General features: G+C 68.5%; 17 protein-coding genes and 1 other RNA gene. 10 read left to right on the forward strand and 8 right to left on the reverse strand.

Annotation, left to right across the window (positions count from 1 at the left end; genetic code table 11):
* The first annotated feature begins 39 nt into the window (after nucleotides 1-39).
* From ftsE to ssrA, 6 genes are all read left to right on the forward strand, one after another.
* On the forward strand, nucleotides 40-729 hold the full coding sequence (gene ftsE, locus BST38_RS00510; RefSeq protein ID WP_083141276.1) for a cell division ATP-binding protein FtsE: 690 nt from the start codon (nucleotides 40-42) through the stop codon (nucleotides 727-729).
* Nucleotides 730-1,626, forward strand: a complete 897-nt coding sequence (ftsX, locus tag BST38_RS00515) for a permease-like cell division protein FtsX (protein ID WP_083141277.1) — start codon at nucleotides 730-732, stop codon at nucleotides 1,624-1,626.
* Between the two features lie 2 nt (nucleotides 1,627-1,628).
* Entirely contained in the window at nucleotides 1,629-2,126 is a 498-nt protein-coding gene (gene smpB / locus BST38_RS00520) for an SsrA-binding protein SmpB (RefSeq protein ID WP_083141278.1), read from the forward strand.
* Nucleotides 2,123-2,968: a DMT family transporter gene (locus BST38_RS00525; protein WP_181792115.1), complete on the forward strand. Its 846-nt coding sequence runs from the start codon at nucleotides 2,123-2,125 to the stop codon at nucleotides 2,966-2,968. The genes smpB and BST38_RS00525 overlap by 4 nt, the downstream gene beginning before the upstream one ends.
* 49 nt (nucleotides 2,969-3,017) lie before the next feature.
* Entirely contained in the window at nucleotides 3,018-5,333 is a 2,316-nt protein-coding gene (locus BST38_RS00530) for a putative bifunctional diguanylate cyclase/phosphodiesterase (RefSeq protein ID WP_083141280.1), read from the forward strand.
* A gap of 81 nt (nucleotides 5,334-5,414) precedes the next feature.
* Nucleotides 5,415-5,782, forward strand: a transfer-messenger RNA (tmRNA) gene (gene ssrA, locus BST38_RS00535).
* 66 nt (nucleotides 5,783-5,848) lie between these two features.
* On the opposite strand, the gene BST38_RS00540 is transcribed toward ssrA, so the two are convergent.
* From BST38_RS00540 to BST38_RS00550, 3 genes are all read right to left on the reverse strand, one after another.
* Complete coding sequence (locus BST38_RS00540; RefSeq protein WP_083141281.1) at nucleotides 5,849-6,604, reverse strand: hypothetical protein; 756 nt, start codon at nucleotides 6,602-6,604, stop codon at nucleotides 5,849-5,851.
* Between the two features lie 195 nt (nucleotides 6,605-6,799).
* The gene (locus BST38_RS00545; RefSeq protein WP_083141282.1) at nucleotides 6,800-7,414 is read right to left on the reverse strand and encodes a dihydrofolate reductase family protein; all 615 of its coding nucleotides are present in this window, start codon (nucleotides 7,412-7,414) and stop codon (nucleotides 6,800-6,802) included.
* Nucleotides 7,415-7,475: 61 nt separating this feature from the next.
* Entirely contained in the window at nucleotides 7,476-8,372 is an 897-nt protein-coding gene (locus tag BST38_RS00550) for an NYN domain-containing protein (RefSeq protein ID WP_083141283.1), read from the reverse strand.
* 96 nt (nucleotides 8,373-8,468) lie between these two features.
* Here BST38_RS00550 and BST38_RS00555 point away from each other — a divergent pair, with 96 nt between their 5' ends.
* Together BST38_RS00555 and BST38_RS00560 are read left to right on the forward strand one after the other, a co-directional pair.
* Nucleotides 8,469-9,896, forward strand: a complete 1,428-nt coding sequence (locus BST38_RS00555; protein WP_435404606.1) for a DUF2252 domain-containing protein — start codon at nucleotides 8,469-8,471, stop codon at nucleotides 9,894-9,896.
* A gap of 60 nt (nucleotides 9,897-9,956) precedes the next feature.
* Nucleotides 9,957-10,559 (forward strand): hypothetical protein, encoded by a 603-nt coding sequence (locus tag BST38_RS00560; RefSeq protein ID WP_083141285.1) that lies wholly within the window; start codon nucleotides 9,957-9,959, stop codon nucleotides 10,557-10,559.
* A gap of 10 nt (nucleotides 10,560-10,569) precedes the next feature.
* Here the strand turns inward: BST38_RS00560 and BST38_RS00565 are convergent, their stop codons facing one another.
* The 3 genes from BST38_RS00565 to BST38_RS00575 form a co-directional block, all read right to left on the reverse strand.
* Entirely contained in the window at nucleotides 10,570-11,307 is a 738-nt protein-coding gene (locus tag BST38_RS00565; protein WP_083141286.1) for a cutinase family protein, read from the reverse strand.
* 378 nt (nucleotides 11,308-11,685) lie between these two features.
* Nucleotides 11,686-12,729: a cupin domain-containing protein gene (locus BST38_RS00570; protein ID WP_083141287.1), complete on the reverse strand. Its 1,044-nt coding sequence runs from the start codon at nucleotides 12,727-12,729 to the stop codon at nucleotides 11,686-11,688.
* Nucleotides 12,730-12,836: 107 nt separating this feature from the next.
* Complete coding sequence (locus tag BST38_RS00575; RefSeq protein ID WP_083141288.1) at nucleotides 12,837-13,316, reverse strand: acyl-CoA thioesterase; 480 nt, start codon at nucleotides 13,314-13,316, stop codon at nucleotides 12,837-12,839.
* A 92-nt stretch (nucleotides 13,317-13,408) separates the two neighbouring features.
* Between BST38_RS00575 and BST38_RS00580 the strand changes: the two genes are divergently transcribed.
* Entirely contained in the window at nucleotides 13,409-14,413 is a 1,005-nt protein-coding gene (locus BST38_RS00580; RefSeq protein WP_083141289.1) for an LmeA family phospholipid-binding protein, read from the forward strand.
* A gap of 4 nt (nucleotides 14,414-14,417) precedes the next feature.
* Here the strand turns inward: BST38_RS00580 and BST38_RS00585 are convergent, their stop codons facing one another.
* Nucleotides 14,418-14,891, reverse strand: a complete 474-nt coding sequence (locus BST38_RS00585; protein WP_083141290.1) for an Lrp/AsnC family transcriptional regulator — start codon at nucleotides 14,889-14,891, stop codon at nucleotides 14,418-14,420.
* A gap of 139 nt (nucleotides 14,892-15,030) precedes the next feature.
* On the opposite strand from BST38_RS00585, the gene BST38_RS00590 reads away from it, so the two are divergent.
* Complete coding sequence (locus BST38_RS00590) at nucleotides 15,031-18,471, forward strand: indolepyruvate ferredoxin oxidoreductase family protein (protein WP_083141291.1); 3,441 nt, start codon at nucleotides 15,031-15,033, stop codon at nucleotides 18,469-18,471.
* Here the strand turns inward: BST38_RS00590 and BST38_RS00595 are convergent.
* The gene (locus BST38_RS00595; protein ID WP_083141292.1) at nucleotides 18,465-19,010 is read right to left on the reverse strand and encodes a nuclear transport factor 2 family protein; all 546 of its coding nucleotides are present in this window, start codon (nucleotides 19,008-19,010) and stop codon (nucleotides 18,465-18,467) included. The genes BST38_RS00590 and BST38_RS00595 overlap by 7 nt on opposite strands.
* Nucleotides 19,011-19,018: the final 8 nt, after the last annotated feature.

The following is a 19,018-nucleotide window of genomic DNA, read 5'->3' on the forward strand; positions in this document are numbered from 1 at the left end:
GGGCGATAACACGTTGCACCGCTACACTGGCGTGCCGTGATGATCACCCTCGACCGTGTGTCAAAGCAGTACAAGTCGTCCGCCCGCCCGGCGCTCGACAACGTCTCGGTCAAAATCGACAAGGGTGAGTTCGTCTTTCTCATCGGGCCGTCGGGTTCCGGCAAATCCACGTTCATGCGGCTGCTACTCGCCGAGGAGCACCCGTCGTCCGGGGACATCCGCGTCTCCAAGTTTCATGTGAACAAGCTGTCCGGCCGGCACATCCCCGGTCTGCGGCAGGTCATCGGATGCGTGTTCCAGGACTTCCGGCTGCTGCAGCAGAAGACGGTGTTCGAGAACGTGGCCTTCGCGCTGGAGGTCATCGGCAAGCGGGCCGACACGATCAACCGCGTCGTGCCCGACGTGCTCGAGATGGTCGGCCTGTCCGGTAAAGCCAACCGGCTGCCCGCCGAGCTGTCCGGCGGCGAGCAGCAGCGCGTCGCGATCGCGCGGGCATTCGTGAACCGGCCGCTGGTGCTGCTGGCCGACGAGCCCACCGGCAACCTGGACCCCGACACCAGCAAGGACATCATGGACCTGCTCGAGCGGATCAACCGCACGGGCACCACGGTGGTCATGGCCACCCACGACCACCACATCGTCGACTCGATGCGCCAACGGGTCGTCGAACTCGAACTCGGCCGCCTGATTCGCGACGAACAGCGCGGCGTCTACGGAATGGATCGCTAAGTGCGCTTCGGCTTTCTCGTCAACGAGGTTCTCACCGGGCTTCGCCGCAACGTGACCATGACGGTGGCGATGATCCTGACCACCGCCATCTCCATCGGCCTGTTCGGCGGTGGGCTGCTGGTGGTCCGCCTGGCCGATCAGTCGCGCGCCATCTATCTCGACCGCGTCGAGAGCCAGGTCTTCGTCACCGAGGACGTGTCGGCCAACGACCCGGCGTGCGACGACGATCCGTGCAAGGCGCTGCGCCAGACGATCGAGGACCGCGACGACGTCCGCTCGGTGCGCTTCCTGAATCGGGACGAGGCCTACGAGGACGCCATCCGGAAGTTCCCGCAGTACAAGGACGTCGCGGGCAAGGACGCGTTCCCGGCGTCGTTCGTGGTCAAGCTCACCGACCCCGAACAGCACCAGAGCTTCGACGAAGCGATGGTCGGGCAACCCGGCGTCCTCAGCGTGCTCAACCAGAAAGAGTTGATAGACAGACTCTTCGCGGTGCTCGACGGCATCAGCAAGGCCGCGTTCGCGGTCGCGCTGGTCCAGGCGATCGGCGCGGTCCTGTTGATCGCCAACATGGTCCAAGTCGCGGCGTACACCCGGCGCACCGAGATCGGCATCATGCGCCTGGTCGGCGCGACCCGCTGGTACACCCAGCTGCCGTTCCTGGTGGAGGCGATGCTGGCCGCGCTGATCGGCGTCCTGATCGCGATCGTCGGACTGATCACCGTGCGGGCCCTGTTCCTGGAGAACGCGCTCGACCAGTTTTATCAGGCGAATTTGATTGCCAAGGTCGACTACGCTGACGTTCTCTACTACAGCGCGCCGTGGATGCTGTTCCTCGGCTTGGCGATGTCCGGATTCACGGCCTACGTCACGCTGCGGCTCTACGTACGAAGGTAGCGGTGGCCAAGAAAGCCAAGACCACGAAGGACACCAACAACCAGGTTGTGGCGACCAACAGGAAGGCTCGGCACAACTACTCGATCCTGGAGACCTACGAGGCCGGGGTCGCGTTGATGGGTACCGAGGTCAAGAGCCTGCGCGACGGCACCGCATCGCTGGCGGACGCGTTCGCCACCGTCGACGACGGCGAGATCTGGCTGCGTAACCTGCACATCCCCGAATATCACCACGGCACGTGGACCAACCACGCCCCGCGGCGCAACCGCAAACTTCTGCTGCACCGCAAGCAGATCGACAACCTGGTCGGCCGCATCCGCGACGGCAACCTCACGCTGGTCCCGCTGTCGCTGTACTTCACCGGCGGCAAGGTCAAGGTCGAGTTGGCGCTGGCCCGCGGCAAGCAGGCGCACGACAAGCGCCAGGACATCGCGCGCCGTGACGCCCAGCGCGAGGTCACCCGCGAGCTCGGTCGGCGGGTCAAAGGCATGCCCTCCTGACGGGGATCCTCAGCGCGCTCGTCGCCGCGTTCGGCTACGGCGTCAGCGATTTCGTCGGGGGTGTCGCGTCGCGCCGGGTCGCCGCGCTGCGGGTCGTCGTCATCTCCTATCCGATCGCGCTGGTCCTGCTGATCGCCGCGGCGGTCCCGCTGGGCGGGCAGTTCAGCACGCCGGCGCTGGCCTGGGGACTGCTGGCCGGCGTGGTCCAGGCGTTCGGGGTGTGGTGGTTCTACGCGGCACTGGGTTCGGGGCCGATCGCGGTGGTGTCGCCGCTGACCGCGGTGCTCGTCGCGGGCATCCCGGTGCTTGCCGGCCTGATCCTCGGGGAACGCCCCGGCGTGATCGCCGGCATCGGGGTCGTGCTGGCGTTGGTGGCCGTGGTGCTGGTCAGTCGCGAGGCCTCCGACGAGGACGTCAAGCCGCACCGGTTCACCGCGAAGGTCGCCTGGCTCACGGTCGGGTCCGGCGTCGCGTTCGGGATGAACTTCGTGATCCTGCATCAGGTCCCGCGGGAGGCACAGCTGTGGCCGCTGGTCTTCGGGCGCTTCGCGGCGGTGGTCATCGTGCTGCTCGCGGCGTTCTTCACCGCCAATCTGGTGATCGAGCGGGGTGTGCCGATGCGGCTGGCCGTCCTGGCCGGTCTGCTGGACACCGTTGCCAATATTGCCACGCTGCTGGCCCTGCAGTCGTCATTATTGTCCCTGGCGGGCGTGCTGATAGCGCTCTACCCGGCGGCGACGGTGGTCCTTGCGATCGCGGTGCTGCGGGAGAGGGTGTCCAGGTCGCAGGCCGTCGGGATGGTGCTCGCGCTCGCCGCCGTCGCGATGATCGCGTCCGGTTAGCCCCCGCCCCGACGGGGCACAGGACAGGCGTATCGCGCCAACCGGGGGGATGAGGGGGTGGGGGATCGTCACGGGCTATCGCATTCGCGCGGCTCTGGTGGTCGCAGCCACGCTGCTGGTGACCGTCAACGGGTTCGCGCTGTGGGGTGAGGCCGCGGCCCTGCGCCTGGAGGCGGTCCTTCAGATCGGCATCACCCTCGGTGCGATCGGTTACGGCCTATGGGTGGCGCGCCGCGTCCACGGCCTGTCGCGGCTGTGGCGGCTGCTGGCCGTCGCGGCCGTCGCCAGCCTGCTCGCCGGTGAGGTCGCATGGTGGAACAACACCGCCGTGCCGGCGTCGGCGTGGGTGATTCCGTACTGGATGTTTTTGGGCTTCGGGCTGGCGTCGGTGGTGGTGCTCGCCATCGCCGGGCGGGGACTGGCGGTGTCTGCCGACGGGTCGCTGCGTCACGCCGCGGTCGTGACGGTGCTCGACGGCGGAGTGGCGGCGGCCGCGTTCGCGATCCTGGTCGCGATGGGGAGCTACGGCGCATCGTCGACGTACTCCTGGCCGCATTCGGACGTCTCCTCGGTCGAGGTCGCCTACGCGGTGTCCGAGCTGGTGGTCGTGGTTCTGGCGGCGGTGGTCGGGATGATGTACTCCACCGACCGGCCGTTCCGCGCCAACTACCTTCAGCTGGCCTGCGGGCTTGTGGTCATGATCGCCTCCGACCGGGTGGTCGCCTATTTCGACTCCATCGACGAGCCCGGGGCCCGGATCTGGGCCGGTGTCGGGGTGGTGCTCGGACCGTTGTTCATCGCGTTGTCGTTCCGTGAGCGAAACGATTTCGTGCGGCGCACCGGGCGGTTCCAGCCGATGGACTGGGCCCAGCTGACGCTGCCCTACGCCGGATTCGTCGGCATCACGAACCTGCTGTCCTACCACGTGCTCACCGGGCATCTGCTGGGGCGGATGGTGGTCGCGACCACCCTGGTGATGGTGATCCTGGTGGCGGCCCGCCAGATCGTCGCGATGGGCGCCCAACGTCAGTTGACCAGCAGGTTGTACGACGCGCAGCGCCGGCTCGGGTACCAGGTGCTGCACGACTCACTGACCGGTCTGCCGAACCGGCTGATGTTCGCGCAGCGTTTGGAAGAGGCGGTCAAACACGGCGACTTCGTGCTGATCTTCGTCGACCTCGACGACTTCAAGGAGGTCAACGACCGGTTCGGGCACGCGGCCGGCGACGAACTGCTGTGCGCGGTGGGGGACCGGCTCGGCCGACAAGTGCGCAGCAACGACACCCTGGCCCGCATCGGCGGCGACGAGTTCGCGATCCTGATCGACGGCGTGCGCGACATCCCCGAGATGGTCGCCGACCGGCTGCGGGTAGCGCTGCGTGACCCTTTCCCGATCCACGGCTCCTCGGTTCGGGTGCGCGCCAGCATGGGGCTGGTGCGATCCGGTGGACCGGGCAGCGTGCAGACCCCGGACGACCTGCTGCGGCAGGCCGACGTTTCGATGTATGCGGGCAAGCGCATCGGTAAGGACACCGCGGTGGTGTACCAGCCGTCCTCGGGGGTGCGCGCCGAGTTCCCGACCGTGCTGCGGGAAGCCAACGGCGGTGTGCCCGCCGGGTTCAGCATGGCCTACCAGCCGGTGGTCCGACTGCCCGGTCAGACACCGGTGGCCCTGGAGGCGCTGGCGCGGTGGACCGCGCCGAACGGGATCGTGGTGTCCCCGGAGACGTTCGTCGCGGTCGCCGAGGCGGCCGGACTCGGTGCGACCCTCGATGCGATGGTGCTCGAGCTCGCATGCCGCGAGATCAGCGATGCCGGCCTCGACGTCGACATCCACGTCAACATCGGCGCCGCGCGGCTCGGCAATCCGACCTTCGAGGAACAGGTGCACCGCACGTTCGACGAATGCGGCATGGCGCCGAGCCGTCTGGTGCTGGAGATCACCGAGACCGTCCCGATCGTCGACCTGTCGTACGCCGCCGCCCAGATCGAACGGTTCAACGAAATCGGGGTGCGCATCGCGCTGGACGACTTCGGTGCGGGCTACAACACGTTGACCTACCTGCACGCGCTTCCGGTGGACATCGTGAAGCTCGACCGCGGCCTGGCTGTCGGTGCGGACCCGAAGCGGGATCTGGCGATGTACCGGTCCGTCGTCGGGTTGTGCACCGACCTCGGCATGGACGTCGTCGCCGAAGGTATCGAGACGCAGTTGCAGGCCGACACCGTCTATGCGGCAGGCTGCATGTTCGCGCAGGGACATCTGTTCGGCAGGCCGGTTCCGGTCGACGAGCTGGACCGGGACAGATACACCTCCAACGATCAGCGCGGCAACGACACCAGCGGTGTGGGGCAGCCGGGCTGATCGGCGGGAGTAAATAACGGGTGGCCGATGTTGATATCGCCGGTAGTATGAACCTCCCACCGAAAGTCGGTGGGTGTGCGAGGGGCTGAACGGTTTCGACTTCGCGCATCGAATCAAGGGAAGCGTGCCGGTGCAGACAACTGACCACCGTAAGCGTCGTTGTAACCAATTAAGCGCCGATTCCAATCAGCGCGATTACGCTCTCGCTGCCTAAGCGAAGCTAATCCGTCAGACCGGGAGAGCCCTCGACCCGGACCCTGGCGTCATCTAGAGGGACCCACCCACGGGTTCGGTCGCGGGACCTGTGGGGACATCAAACAGCGACTGGGATCGTCATCCTGACTTGTTCGCGTGATCAGGAGATCCGAGTAGAGACATAGCGAACTGCGCACGGAGAAGCCTTGAGGGAATGCCGTAGGACCCGGGTTCGATTCCCGGCAGCTCCACCAAGAAACCGCAGGTCAGGCCCCCCAGACATGGGGGCCTGACTTGTGTCAAGGGATTTCGAGCGCGCGTCAGCACCCGGGGGACCGTGCTTTGTGGACGATGGCGACCGCGCTGCCTTTGCGCACCGCCCCGTTGACCGTCACATAGATCTGTTCGTCGGCATCGCCCCAGGTCCACATCGTCAGATCCCGCTCGACATGCTCCCAACACCACGGCAATCCACGGTAGGGCAGGTTGACGGGCAGTTGAGCACGCAGTTTGTCCACCGCTTCGGCGTAGGGGAGCGGCACTTCCCAACTCTCGCGACCCTCTCCCGAGTCGCGCAGGCCTGTCGATCCCGCCGGCAACTCCAACCCGGCAATGATGTCCGAAGTCGGCGGCGGGCCCGTAGCCGGCGTGGATGCTGGAGCAGGAGTCGCTCCAGTGGTCGGGGCGAGGAGTTTCCGGGCATCGCCCTCGCAGCGGGCGATGTCGTCGTCGCCGAGGTCCTCGGCCACAGTGCGCCCGTCGACGCTGATACGACAGGTCACGCCGCCCTTCTCACCGGCTGCGAAAGCCACCAGGTCCACGCGCACTGGGAGGTCGTCGGGAGCGCGGAAACTCACCTCTCGGCGCCACGGCGACGAGTGGGTGGGCCAGGTCTCGAAGTCGGAGGGCTCCATCTCGTGGTCTGGCCAGCCGAAGTTCAGGTGCGCAGACTGCGCTGTGCCACCGATCTCGAAAACGACGGTGAAGTCACGCTGCGGGGTCGGCGACGCCAACTTCATTACGTGGTAGATCCCGGAAACTGCGATCAGACAGGCCGCGACGGCGGCGACGATCACGAGCGCGACGATCCATGACCGGTCCGGTCGGCGGGGGCCGGGCGCAGGCCTGGGGGCATACCGAGGGGGGTGCACACCTGGATGCCCCTGCCACGGCGGGGGATAAGCCATGGAAAGCATTCTCCGGCAACCACTTCATGGTCAAGCGCACCAATTTCTCGGGATGGGTGGCGCCGGCGATCCGACCTCTTGCCCTCAGCGGATCACGTTGTAGCGCAGGTGCACGACGCCTGGTGCCTCCAGCACGCGGGCGAGTTCCAGGTTCAGCGCACCCGGTGAGAAGCCGTCGAACAGCCGCTCACCCCCGCCCAGGATCTCGGGGCTCAGCTGCAGGTCGATCTCGTCGACGATGCCGGCCGCCAGCGCTTGGCGGGCACACGAGGCGCCGCCGGCGATCGAGATCGGGCCCCCGTCGGCGATCGCGGTGGCCTGCTCGTAGGCGGCCATGATCCCGTCGGTGACGAAGTGGAACGTCGTCCCGCCCTTGAGTTCGATCGGCTCGTGCCGATGGTGGGTGAGCACGAACACCGGGCAGTGGTAGGGCGGTTCGTCACCCCACCAGCCCTGCCACGGTGAGTCGCCCCACTCGCCGCGGACCGGGCCGAACATGTTGCGCCCCATGATCGTCGCCGCCATCCCGGCCAGCATCTCGTCGGCGACCTGACGGTTCACCGGGTGATCCCGACCTGTCCCGATATGCCACTGGTGCAGCCGCTCACCGCCGATGCCCAGCGGATGTTCCTCGCTCTGCTTCGGTCCGGCGACGTACCCGTCGGCGGAGACGGACATCGATAGGTTGGTTCTGCTCATCGGGCCTCCTCGTCGTCACCGTCTAGACCCCGCCGCGCCGTGGAACTCATCGCCGCAACGTTCACACCCCGTCGCGCAGGCGCACCATCCGGATCGTGGAGCTCTCGTCGAGTTCGACGATGTCGGAGCGTGAGCGCAGGAAATCGCTGAACGACCGGAACCCCAACGCCTTCTCGCTGAACGACGGGTCCATGCGCTTCATCTGGGCCTTCACCGCCGAATTGTGCAGCCAGTCCGCGTCGTCCTTCTCCAGCCCGATGCGCAGCGCGCGGGTCAGCAACCCGGTCGCGCTGGCCTGCGGGTCCGGCGGCTCCGGGTCCTCGACGGGGTCCGCCGCGGCGGCCTTGGCGCGCGTCGACCGCCGCTTCGGCGCGGGCTTCTCGTCGGTGACCGGCGCCGGCTCCAGCGCGGGCACCCCGGGCAGCGCGTCGTAGGTGACGAACTCGTCGCACGCCGCGGCCAGCATCCGGCTCGACGAGCCGGCCACCCCGATTCCGACCACATAGCGGCCGAGGCGTTTGCAGCGTTGCGCCAGAGCGATGTAGTCCGAGTCACCGGCGACGATCACCACATGCGTCAGATCCGGCAGGCGGAACATGTCCTCGACCGCGTCGACGGCCAGCCGGATGTCGGCGCCGTTCTTGCCGTACGCCGCGGCCGGGAACAACTGCACCAGGTCCACCGCGCGGCCGACCAGTTGTCCGCGGTACCGGGCGTTGATCTCTGCCGACCAGTCGGCGTACGCGCGGGTGAGCACCAACGTGCCGAACGACGACGCGAAATCGATGACGGCTCCGACGTCGACGGTGGCCCGGTCCAGCTTGTCGCGGACCTCGTCGAACCCCTTGGCCTTGTCGCGCTGAAACGAGTTACGGCCGTTGACTTGGTCGTACCGCGAGATCACGATGTTGTCGAAGTCGAGATATACCGCGACGCGGGCCGCACCGGAATCCGTCATGGCTTCAGTTAAGCCGACCGCCGGTCCACCCGCGGTATCGCGGTGAATTCGCCGAGCTCCCGCACATCACAGCGCACATCACGCACCATGGAACCGATGAGTGCCGCACCGGGTCACGAACCGATCCGACATACCGTCCTGGCCGAGACGGACAGCTCGGCCTACCACTCGCTACGCCAGCGGCCGGTCACCCGCGCCGAGCGCTACGCACTGGGGAAGAGCCTGCGTAAGCGTGTGCCGCGGCGCACGCTGGCCGACTGGACCCCGCCGCCGGACCGGCCGGACCCGATCCGGCTGATCGAGGCCAACCATCGTGGCCGGCTGGACTGGCTGATCCCGGTGCGGGTGGGCCGGATGGTCGCCTCGCCGTACGGTTTTCTGCGCGGCACCGCGGTGGTGATGGCCGACGACGTAGCCCGGCTGCCGTCCACCGGAATCATGCCGGTCGTCTGCGGGGACTCGCATCTGGGCAACTTCGGCTTCTACGCGTCCCCCGAACGCGACCTGGTGATCGACCTGAACGACTTCGACGAGGCCCACCCCGGCTGCTGGGAATGGGATCTTCGTCGGCTGGTCGCCAGCATCTGGGTCGCGGGCCGTCACAACGGCGCGTCCGAGCAGGACTGCGAGGAGGCGGTGCGCTCCTGCACCGCCGCCTATCGCGCCGAGATCCGTCGGCTGGCCGAGGAGCCGCTGTTCTCCCGGTCTTTCACCCGCCTCGACGTGGACCGGCTCGCCGGGGAGGCGGCCGGTCCGCTGGCCGACGAGGTGCGGCGGTCGGCAGCGCGCGCCCGCAACCGCACCAGTGACCGCGCACTGCCGCGCTTCACCGAGGAGGTCGACGGGGTCCGCCGGATCGTCGAGGAGCCGCCGCTGATCACCCGGTTACCCGGTGACGAGGCCGAGGCGCTGTCGGAGGCGCTCGACGCCTACCTGCCGACGCTCGCCTCGCACTGGCGCCGGGTGCTCGGCGGCTACACCCTGCTCGACGTCGCGCACAAGGTGGTCGGGGTCGGGAGTGTGGGTTTGCGCGCGTATGTGGCTCTGCTGGAGGGGTCCTCGCCCGAGGATGTGGTGTTCCTGCAACTCAAGCAGGCCCGCCGCTCGGTGCTGGCCCGGTACGTGCACGGCGAATCCGCCTGGCACGTCCACCAGGGCCAGCGGGTGGTCGAGTACCAGCAGGCGCTGCAGACCGTCAGTGATCCGCTGCTGGGCTGGACGACGGTCAACGGGCTGCAGTTCTACGTGCGGCAGTTCCGCAACATGAAGGGCACGATCCCGTTGGACGCGATGGATCCGAAGGCGTTGATCGACTACACCGGTGTCGTCGGCCAGTTGCTCGCCAAAGGGCATGCCCGCACCAGCGGTGCGTCGATGATCGCCGGGTATCTGGGCCGCTCCGAGAAGGTGGACGACGCGTTCAGCGTGTTCGCCCGCCGCTATGCCGATCAGACCGAAGCCGACCACGCCGCGTTGGTCGCCGCGGTCGACCGCGGCAGGCTGCCGGTCGAGCGCGGCGCGTAACCCCTGCTCCGGACGCGTTGCGGCGCCGAAAGTCAGAGAAGTATCTGGCAGTCTGTGCGGGTGGATTTGATCTGGAGCGTCGTCGCGGTGACGATCGCGACGTTCACCGTGCTGCTCGCGGTGCGCCATTTTGTCGCGCTGGGAAGCGAGTGGGTGTTCCACCGCTACGTCGCTGTCGGCGGGTTGGTCGCGTTCACCGCCGATGCGCTCGCCGACGGCGGCCACCGCATCCGGTTCGAGGTCGGCGGTCCCGGGATCTTCCACAACGTGACCGTGCAGCTGTTCGGTTCACCGGAATCCGTTGTGGCGCAACCCGAGGTACGGCACACGATGACCGCCGGTGACCCCGCGCTCGAGTGGACGCTGCCCGCCACCGCCGAACGGGCCTGGGTGATGGTGACGTGGGTGCGGCCGTATCTGCAGGGTGTGGAATCCGAGGCACTGGCTCGGGTGTTGTCCACCGACCGGCTGTACGAATGGCGTTGGTATTCCGAGACGTATCGCTACCTGCGCACTGTGGCGCGGTTCGCCGCCCGGCGGGGGTGGGTGCCGGGTGGGGCATCGCTGCGCGATCTGCGGCTCTACGGGCGGTGGCGGCGGACGTCGTCGAACACCGCCGACGAGCTGCTCGGCCCCGCGGCGACGCCGCCGCCGCTCGTCTGAGCCGGCGAGGTCAGCTCTCGGTGTCCTTGTCGGCAGGAGCCGCGGTCACCTGGGCCGCGGCGAAGTCGGCGGCCTGCAGAACCAACCCGTCGGAGATGTAGCGGGCGTGGGCGCCGAGGTCGTTGCCGGGGGAGCAGACGAAGTCGTTGGGCACACACAGGTCGAGCGTCTTGGGCCGGTACAGCGCGCCGATCGTCACCGGAGGCTGCTGGATCACGTCCATGAACCGTGCCGACGGGGTGCCGAGCAGCGCCACCGCCGCGACATGGTCGGCGATGTCGGCGGGCATCGGTGCGGGCACCTCGGACGCCGACACGCCGTCGGGAATCAATTCCGTTGTCACAAAACCCATCACGGCCGCGCCCTGGGAGTAGCCGCCGAGCACCAGTTTGGTGTCCGGACAGTTCATCGCGGTCTGCTGCACGCGGGTGCTCGCATCGGTGATGCCCGCGACGGCGGTCGGGAAATCGGGGCTGGCCGGATAGTCGACCGCATAGACACGTACCGACTTACCGGCGAGCCTGGACTGCAGGTCGTCGACGAACTGCTGGCCCATCACCCCGAGCCCGGGCGCCTCCGTCGTGCCGCGGGCGAACACCACCTCGACGTCGGGGCAGGCCGGTACGGGAGCCGCCAGCGGAACCTCCGCCAAGGGCCCGGGTGCGGGCCCGACACCGGCGGGACCCGGCGCGGGCGGTACCGCGGGCGGGTTCGGTGGTTGCGCAACGGCATTCGGGGCGATTGCCATCGATATACACGACAGTGCGAAAGCCGCAGCCACCGCGGGGCGTCCGACACTGGTCAGCGAAGCGGTCAATCCCACGCCTCGATGGTGGCACAGATGGCGGCGTCGGGCAGCCCAAAAATGGCCGTGTCACGAACCTGTGAACGTCACGGTGCGTCCGGCGCGGGGCTCGGTGGATCCGGTCAGGTCACCGAAGGAGTTTTGCCCCGACTTGCCCAGCGAATTCCCCAACCGAGGCACGTCATCGACTTGGGAGCGGGATGACCTGCGATGGCGTGGGCGCTTGCCGGACCGAATGCGATTCCGCCGAGCGTGATTCCGCCGGCCACCATCGCGCGGCAACGATCTTGGTCGGTGCTGCGCCGCCACCGATCCCAGCTCTCAGTCGACCGGATTGGTGCGGGTCACGATCAACGGGTCGGCCGGGGTGAACGGGAACCGCGGCAGATCCTCGATATGGGTGTCGAACGTGGCGGCCAGCACCTCGCGCGAGTAGGCGCTCGCAGATGCGCGGTAACCGATGTCGGCCGGGAACGGCTGGTCGAAGAAGATCAGGAAATGCCACTCGTCGGTGCCGATGTTCTCGATGTGGTGGGGATAGGCGCGCGGGATGAAGTACATGTCGCCGGCGGTCATCGTCCAGGTGTCGAGCGTGCCGTCGGGGTTCATCACCGTCATCCGTGCGTCGCCTCGGCGCACATACCCCATCTCCGCGGTGGCCGGGTGCCAGTGCGGTTCACGCATCCCGTCCTCGCTGACGCGCAGTGAGTACATCGAGATGTCTTTGAGGACAGGCCAGAACTGATCGCGGGCGAACCGGGCGTTTCCGCTGACGTAGTTCAGTCCCGGCGCCTGGGCCTCGATGTCGAACTTGTGTGGGTCGTCGAAGTACGCGGAGTGTGGGATGTCGGGGGCGCCGGTGCGCGCCGCGAGTTTGCGGTCGGTGGTGTCGCGGCGGATCCGGGCGAGATCGGCGGCGGGCAGGTCATACGTGTTACCCAGCACCGCGTCGGAGAACGCGCCCATCGTGGCGCCGAAACCGAAATCCTCTGGCCGCTCGTGACGGAACGCGATGATGAACTCGGCGACGTCCTCACCGATGCTCTCGATGTGGTGCAGCGACCCGGACGCGGCGTAGAACATCTGGCCCGCGGTGACGATGAAGGTGGAGAAGCGGCTGTGGTCGTCCAGGATGCACACCAGCGCGGTTCCGGACACGCAGTAGGTCAGCTCGTTGGCGTTCGCATGCCAGTGCGGGGTCCGCATGGCGCCCGGGTGGAGCAGCACCCGCTTGATCGAGAGCCTCGTGAGGATCGGCAGATTGTCGGCGGTGACCCGGCGCATCGAGCCGAGCTCGGACTCCTCGACGATCTCCCCGTGGTGCAGGGACGCGGTGTGGCTGGAGCGGCTGACGGACGTCGTCATGGGAATCTCCTGACGGATCGGGTGCTGTGCAGCCGACTCTGCTCCGTCAGGACAGCGAGGTCATCGAAGTTGCCACCGATTCGCACTACCTGCTGGCAGGTATTCCGCTATCCCGGGGCGCGCAGTGTCAGCGAGTTCAGGCGTGCGCGGGCATCGTCGGGGATCGGCATCGGGCCGTCGTCGCCGAGCACCACCAGCACGGTGTCGCAGAGGCTGACGCAATTGCCCTCGTGGAACAGCGCCGTGGACGCGACGTACGAGGTGCGGCCGAGGTGTCCGATGCCGATCGCGGTGTCGATCACCGACGGCCACGGCGCCTCCCGCAGGTAGTGCACGACGATCGTGGACGTCACGATGCGCAGCGTCCGCGCGGTGCGGTCGTAGACGTCCGGGAAGACCTGACGGTTCAGTGTGGCCCTGGTGGTTTCGTGCAACGACTCCAGCGCGACGTTGTTCAGGTGCCCGTTGGCGTCCATATCCCCGAACCGGGTGTCGACGGCGCGGTGCACCGGATAGGTCGCCGCGTCCAGGCGCACCGGGTGCGGCCGCGGCACGGTGCTGACGAACGTGTTCGGTCCGGAATCCATGCGGTCAAGGTAGTGGCCGGGGATCTGCGTGGCGTGTGGTGTCCCCGCCGACCTACCCCGCGGACGGGCGGCGATGGGGCAGAATCGCGCAGATGACCAACCCGCCGCAACGCCCGGGCCCGCCGGGGTGGCGCGGTCCGGGGACGCCGCCGCCGGACCCCGCGACCCGGCGGATACCCCGGCCGGACGGACCGGATGCGCGCACCGAGCGGATCCGCGCCCGGCAGCCCGACGCCGCACCGACCGAGAAGCTGCGCCGGGCTGCGCCCGTCGGCCGTCCGCCGGCCGGGCCGCCGCCGCAGCCCTCGCAGACCCCGCCCTCGCGGACCCCGCCCTCGCGGACCCCGCCGCCGGCCGGTGACAAGCCCCGCCGCCCAGGGTTTTTCACCCGCCAGACCACCGTGCTGCTGGCCGTGATCGTCATTGCCGCACTCGCGGGCGGGCTGGCCGGCGCGGAGCTGTACGCCAGGCACCGCGCCGACGACATCCTCGTCGACGTCGCCGAGTGCGTCGTCGAAGACGGCGCGTCGATCTCCTACGGCGTCAACCCGCCGTTTCTGTGGCAGCACCTGACCGGCCACTACACGAACATCTCGGTGCTCACCGCCGGCGACCGCGTCCAGTCGGCCGACGGGATGACCGCCGAGGTCACCCTTCAGGACGTGCGGCTGCACGACTCCGGGGATGCCAAGGGCACCATCGGGAAACTCGACGCGACCCTGACCTGGACCGCCGACGGCATCAAGGAGACCGTCGCGGCGAACCTGCCCGGGGTGGGCGCACTGATCACCGCGGTGCGCACCGATCCCGCGGCCGGGACGATCGTGTTGGACGCCGGCAGTGCCGCCGTCACCGCCAGACCGGTCGTCACCGACGGTGACCTGAACCTCGAGGTGCTCGACGTCAGCGGACCGTTCCCCAAGGACACCGTGCAGTCGGCACTGAACGACCTGACCAAGAAGCTGAACGACAACTATCCGCTCGGCATCCAGGCCGACAGCGTCGAGGTCACCGGAACCGGGGTGGTCGGCACGTTCTCCAGCCGCGACGCGTCGATCCCGAACGAGGAGACCAACCGCTGCTTCGCGCGGCTGTGACGTCTCACTCGCCGCGCGCCAGCTTCTCGATCAGAGGTCGCGTGCGGTAGGCGATCACCTCGTGCATCGCGACCGACATCGTGGTGCGCTGCACGCCCGGTACGGCCAGGATCAGCCCGGCGACGCGGTACAGGTCGTCGGCGTCGGTCGCCACCACCGCGACCAGCAGATCGGCGGCCCCCGACAGCCCGGTCACCTGGGTGACCTGGGTGACCTTCTCCAGTTCGGCGATGACGTCTTCGAGGCGGTGCTGGTCGACGACCACGGAGATGAACGCCTTCAGCGGATAGCCGAGGTCGCGTGGCGACACACAGCGGTCGATCGGGGCGAGCACCTTGTCCTGGTCCCAGCGCGCCAGCCGAGCCTGCACGGTGTTGCGGGCCAGTTTGAGCATGGTCGCCAACTGCACCCCGGTGGCGCGGGGTGCGTCACACAGCGCCAGCAGCAATCGGGCGTCGGTGCGGTCCAACTTCGTCATGTCGCGCAGTATCCCACGTCACACTTTGCAAAATCTGGGCAACATGCTCAACGTGCCACGTATTGCTTGCTCACTCTGGTGACCGCTGACACTCTTGAGTCAGCAGTACGCCCAGCGATCGCCGAGGTGGTGAGCACCGATGACAGAACTCGACATCCGGCCGGACCGGCGCCCGTACGACCTCTCCGACCGGTATCGGTCCGGCTCAGGGGCGGTTCTGCTGACCGGGGTGCAGGCCATCGCGCGGGCGCTGGTCGAACAGCACGAGCGCGATGCACGCGCCGGCCGGCGGGTGGCGACCTTTGTCTCCGGATACCAGGGCAGCCCGCTCGGCGGCGTCGACCGGATGCTCTCGGGCATGCCCGACGTGCTGGCCGCACACGACATCGTGTTCACCCCCGGGCTCAACGAGGAACTGGCCGCGACGTCGGTGTGGGGCAGCCAGGCCGACCTGCCGGGCGGCAGGACCCACGACGGCGTCGTCGGGGTCTGGTACGGCAAGGGGCCCGGCCTGGACCGGGCGACCGACGCGCTGCGGCACGCCAACATGTACGGGGCCAACGCCCGGGGCGGAATGCTGCTGCTGGTCGGCGACGACCCGGCGTCGAAGTCGTCCACTGTCCCCGCCGTCAGCGAACGGTCCCTGGCCGCGCTCGGGATCCCGGTGCTGTTCCCGCGCAACGCGCGCGAGATCATCACGATGGCCCAGCACGGGATCGCGCTCTCCCGCGCGTCCGGATGTGTTGTGGCGCTGAAGATCGTCGCCGACGTCGCCGACGGTGCGTGGTCGGTGGACGCCGGCGATGTCGACATCGACATCTCGGTCCCCGAGATCGTCTGGGACGGAAAGCCCTTCGTCTACACGCAGCGGCCGATGGCCGCGCCCGCGGACAGTCTGCTGGCCGAGGCCGACCTGTACGGACCCCGCGCGGAGGTCGTCCGCGCATACGCCGGCGCCAACCGTCTCGACATCACCGAGATCGACCCGCCGAGTGCGCGGATCGGGATCGCGGCGCCCGGAACGGCATTCGATTCGATGCGCCAGGCGCTGGCCGATCTCGGCGTCGACGACGACGCGTTGCGCAGCGCCGGGGTGCGGCTGCTGCGCATCGGCATGCCGACCCCGCTGTGCCCGGACACCGTGCTCCGGTTCGCCGCCGGACTCGACGACGTGCTCGTCGTCGAGGACAAGACCGCGTTCGTCGAGACGCAGATCCGCGAGATCCTCTACGGCGGCAAGGATGCGCCGCGCATCCTCGGCAAGAAGGACGCCGCCGGGCGGCCGCTGATCCCGGCCGACGGCGAACTGACGGCGGGCCGCCTGCTCGCACCGCTGCGCCGCGTGCTCGGTGAGCGACTGCCGCTGCGCAAGCCGCCGCCCCCGGCCCTGACGCTGGAAGTGCTTCCCGCCCAACGCAAGGCGTACTTCTGCAGCGGCTGCCCGCACAACCGCTCCACCGCCGTGCCCGAGGGCTCGCTGGCCGGCGGAGGCATCGGCTGCCACACGATGGTGACGATGTCGGGCCGCAAGGACAGCGCGGTCACCGGGCTGACCCAGATGGGCGGCGAAGGCGGCCAGTGGATCGGGCAGGCGCCGTTCACCGACGTCGAGCACCTGTTCCAGAACATCGGCGACGGGACGTTCTTCCATTCCGGCCAGCTCGCCGTGCAGGCGTGCGTCGCCGCCGGGGTGAACATCACGTTCAAACTGCTCTACAACGACGTGGTGGCGATGACGGGGGCCCAGCACGCCGAAGGCGCGATCACCGTCACCACGCTGACCCACAAGCTGAAAGCCGAAGGGGTCGGCCAGATCATCATCTGCGCCGACGAACCCGGCAAGTACCGCAAGCGGGCGCTGGCACAAGGCACGTTGCTGTGGCACCGCGACCGCCTCGACGAGGCCCAGAAACGACTGCGCGACGTGCCCGGCGTGACCGTGCTGATCTACGACCAGCACTGCGCGGCCGACGCCCGCCGACAGCGCAAACGCGGCACCCTGCCGGTCCGGACCACCCGGGTGCTGATCAACGAGGCTGTCTGCGAAGGCTGCGGCGACTGCGGCGTCAAGTCGAACTGCCTGTCCGTACAACCGGTGGACACCGAACTCGGCCGCAAGACCCGCATCGACCAGACGTCGTGCAACACCGACTACAGCTGCCTCGACGGGGACTGCCCGTCGTTCGTGACCGTCGAGGTGACCCCGGGCAGGAAACGTAAGCCCCGGACGGCGCCGGTCCCGCCGGTGCTGCCCGACCTCCCGAACCCACCGATCACCGCGACGCACAACGTGTTCCTTGCCGGGATCGGCGGCACCGGCATCGTCACCGTCAACCAGGTCGTCGCGACGGCGGCGCTGCGGGCCGGCTACGACGTCGAGAGCCTGGACCAGATCGGGCTGAGCCAGAAGGCCGGTCCGGTGGTGTCGCACCTGCGCTTCGCGGCCGGCCGGCTCGACCCCGCCAACCGGCTGACCCCGGGCAGCGCGGACTGCATCGTCGCGTTCGATCTGCTGGCCGCCGCCGACACCAAGAACCTCGGGTACGGGGACCCCGCCAAGACCGTCACGGTCGCCTCGACGAGCAAGACACCGACCGGGGACATGGTCTACGACAAGACCGTCGAGTACCCGGAGACTGCGTACCTGCTGCACCGGCTGGGCCAGGTGTCGCGCAGCGTGCAGTCCTTCGACGCGCTGGCCGCCGCGCACGCGCTGTTCGGCACCACCGCCGCGGCCAACTTCCTGGTGATCGGCGCCGCGTATCAGGCGGGGGCGCTGGGCATCCCGGCGGCGGCGATCGAAGAGGCCATCGAGATCAACGGTGTCGCGGTCGAAGCCAACATCGCGGCATTCCGGTGGGGCCGGGTCGCGATCGCCGACCCCGCCCGCTTCCACGACGTCGTCGCGCCGATGCGGGCCCGCCCGGCTCCGTCGGTGCCCCGCGGGGTGCTGGCCGGTGCCACGTTCTCCGGGCAGGTGGGTGACCTGATCACCCGCCGCGCCGCCGATCTGGTCGCCTACCAGAGCGAGAAGGTCGCACGGAACTACGTGACGGTGATGCAGTCGGTCTGGACGGCCGAGCGGGCGGTGGGACCGCGCACCGAGTTCAGTGCCGCGGTCGCCAAGGGGCTGTACAAGTTCACCGCGTACAAGGACGAGTACGAAGTCGCCCGGCTGCTGACCGATCCGGAGTTCCTGGCCCAGGTCGCACAGGAGATCCCGGACGGCGAGAATCTGACCTACAAGCTGCATCCGCCGACCCTGCGGTCGTTGGGCCGGAAGAAGAAGATCGGTCTGGGCCCGCGCAGCCACGTCGCGCTGCGCGCGCTGTCGGCTGGAAAGCGGTTGCGAGGGACCAAGTTCGATCCGTTCGGGTACGCCCATGTGCGCAGGGTCGAACGCGACCTGCTCGCCGAGTACACCGCGCTGGTGAGCAGGCTGGCCGCCGGGCTTGACCCGCACACCTACGACCGCGCGGTCGAGGTGGCCGCTCTGGCGGACATGGTGCGCGGATACGAGGGCATCAAGCTCGCCAACGTGGAGGCCTACCACGGCAGGCTGCGCGAACTGGGTTACTGATCCCGGCCGGTTCGCAGCAGCGCGAAGAAGCGGTGCGACGGGTCGTCGTCGCCGGGGGAGCCGGTCGGCGTGCCCTTGGTGACCGGGTGCTCGAAGGTCGCCGCGGACGGGTCGTTGACGAACGCGGTATCGGTGACGATGGCGCGTTCGGTGAATCTCCATTCCCCGGATCGCTTTTCGTACTTGTCCAGATACCGGCCGCCGACGATGACGTCGACGTCGCGGCCGCCGGCGATGAAGGTGTGGGTGGCGATCGTGTAGACCTCGCCCTCGGCCACCTCCCCACGGATCGCGAATTCGACGGTGGTCACGTGGTGTTGCATCGAGCGCAGATACGGGCGGGTCGCGGCGATCTGGTCGGTGAACGTGTGCGCCGTTCCGGAGGAGAAGCCGCCGTGGGTGTCTGCGGCGTCGGGGTGATACAACCGCCGGAGCTCCTCGACGTCGCCGCGGTCGACCGCGCGGCAGTAGCGGTGGACGAGTCTGCGCAGCTGATGTTCGTCGAGCATCTCCTGCAGCAGTCCCTCGGGTGAGGTCATCGCGATAC

Source organism: Mycolicibacterium parafortuitum, from assembly GCF_002086815.1.
In the GTDB taxonomy this organism is placed as follows: Bacteria; Actinomycetota; Actinomycetes; order Mycobacteriales; family Mycobacteriaceae; genus Mycobacterium; species Mycobacterium parafortuitum.

Bases quoted from the DNA above. Each gene is read 5' to 3' on its own strand.
- BST38_RS00590 (WP_083141291.1), top strand. From the start codon at position 15,031: ATGACAGAACTCGACATCCGGCCGGACCGGCGCCCGTACGACCTCTCC.
- BST38_RS00570 (WP_083141287.1), bottom strand. From the start codon at position 12,729: ATGACGACGTCCGTCAGCCGCTCCAGCCACACCGCGTCCCTGCACCAC.
- BST38_RS00580 (WP_083141289.1), top strand. From the start codon at position 13,409: ATGACCAACCCGCCGCAACGCCCGGGCCCGCCGGGGTGGCGCGGTCCG.
- ftsE (WP_083141276.1), top strand. From the start codon at position 40: ATGATCACCCTCGACCGTGTGTCAAAGCAGTACAAGTCGTCCGCCCGC.
- BST38_RS00550 (WP_083141283.1), bottom strand. From the start codon at position 8,372: ATGACGGATTCCGGTGCGGCCCGCGTCGCGGTATATCTCGACTTCGAC.
- BST38_RS00585 (WP_083141290.1), bottom strand. From the start codon at position 14,891: ATGACGAAGTTGGACCGCACCGACGCCCGATTGCTGCTGGCGCTGTGT.
- BST38_RS00595 (WP_083141292.1), bottom strand. From the start codon at position 19,010: ATGACCTCACCCGAGGGACTGCTGCAGGAGATGCTCGACGAACATCAG.
- BST38_RS00555 (WP_435404606.1), top strand. From the start codon at position 8,469: ATGAGTGCCGCACCGGGTCACGAACCGATCCGACATACCGTCCTGGCC.
- BST38_RS00545 (WP_083141282.1), bottom strand. From the start codon at position 7,414: ATGAGCAGAACCAACCTATCGATGTCCGTCTCCGCCGACGGGTACGTC.
- BST38_RS00530 (WP_083141280.1), top strand. From the start codon at position 3,018: ATGAGGGGGTGGGGGATCGTCACGGGCTATCGCATTCGCGCGGCTCTG.
- BST38_RS00575 (WP_083141288.1), bottom strand. From the start codon at position 13,316: ATGGATTCCGGACCGAACACGTTCGTCAGCACCGTGCCGCGGCCGCAC.
- BST38_RS00565 (WP_083141286.1), bottom strand. From the start codon at position 11,307: ATGGCAATCGCCCCGAATGCCGTTGCGCAACCACCGAACCCGCCCGCG.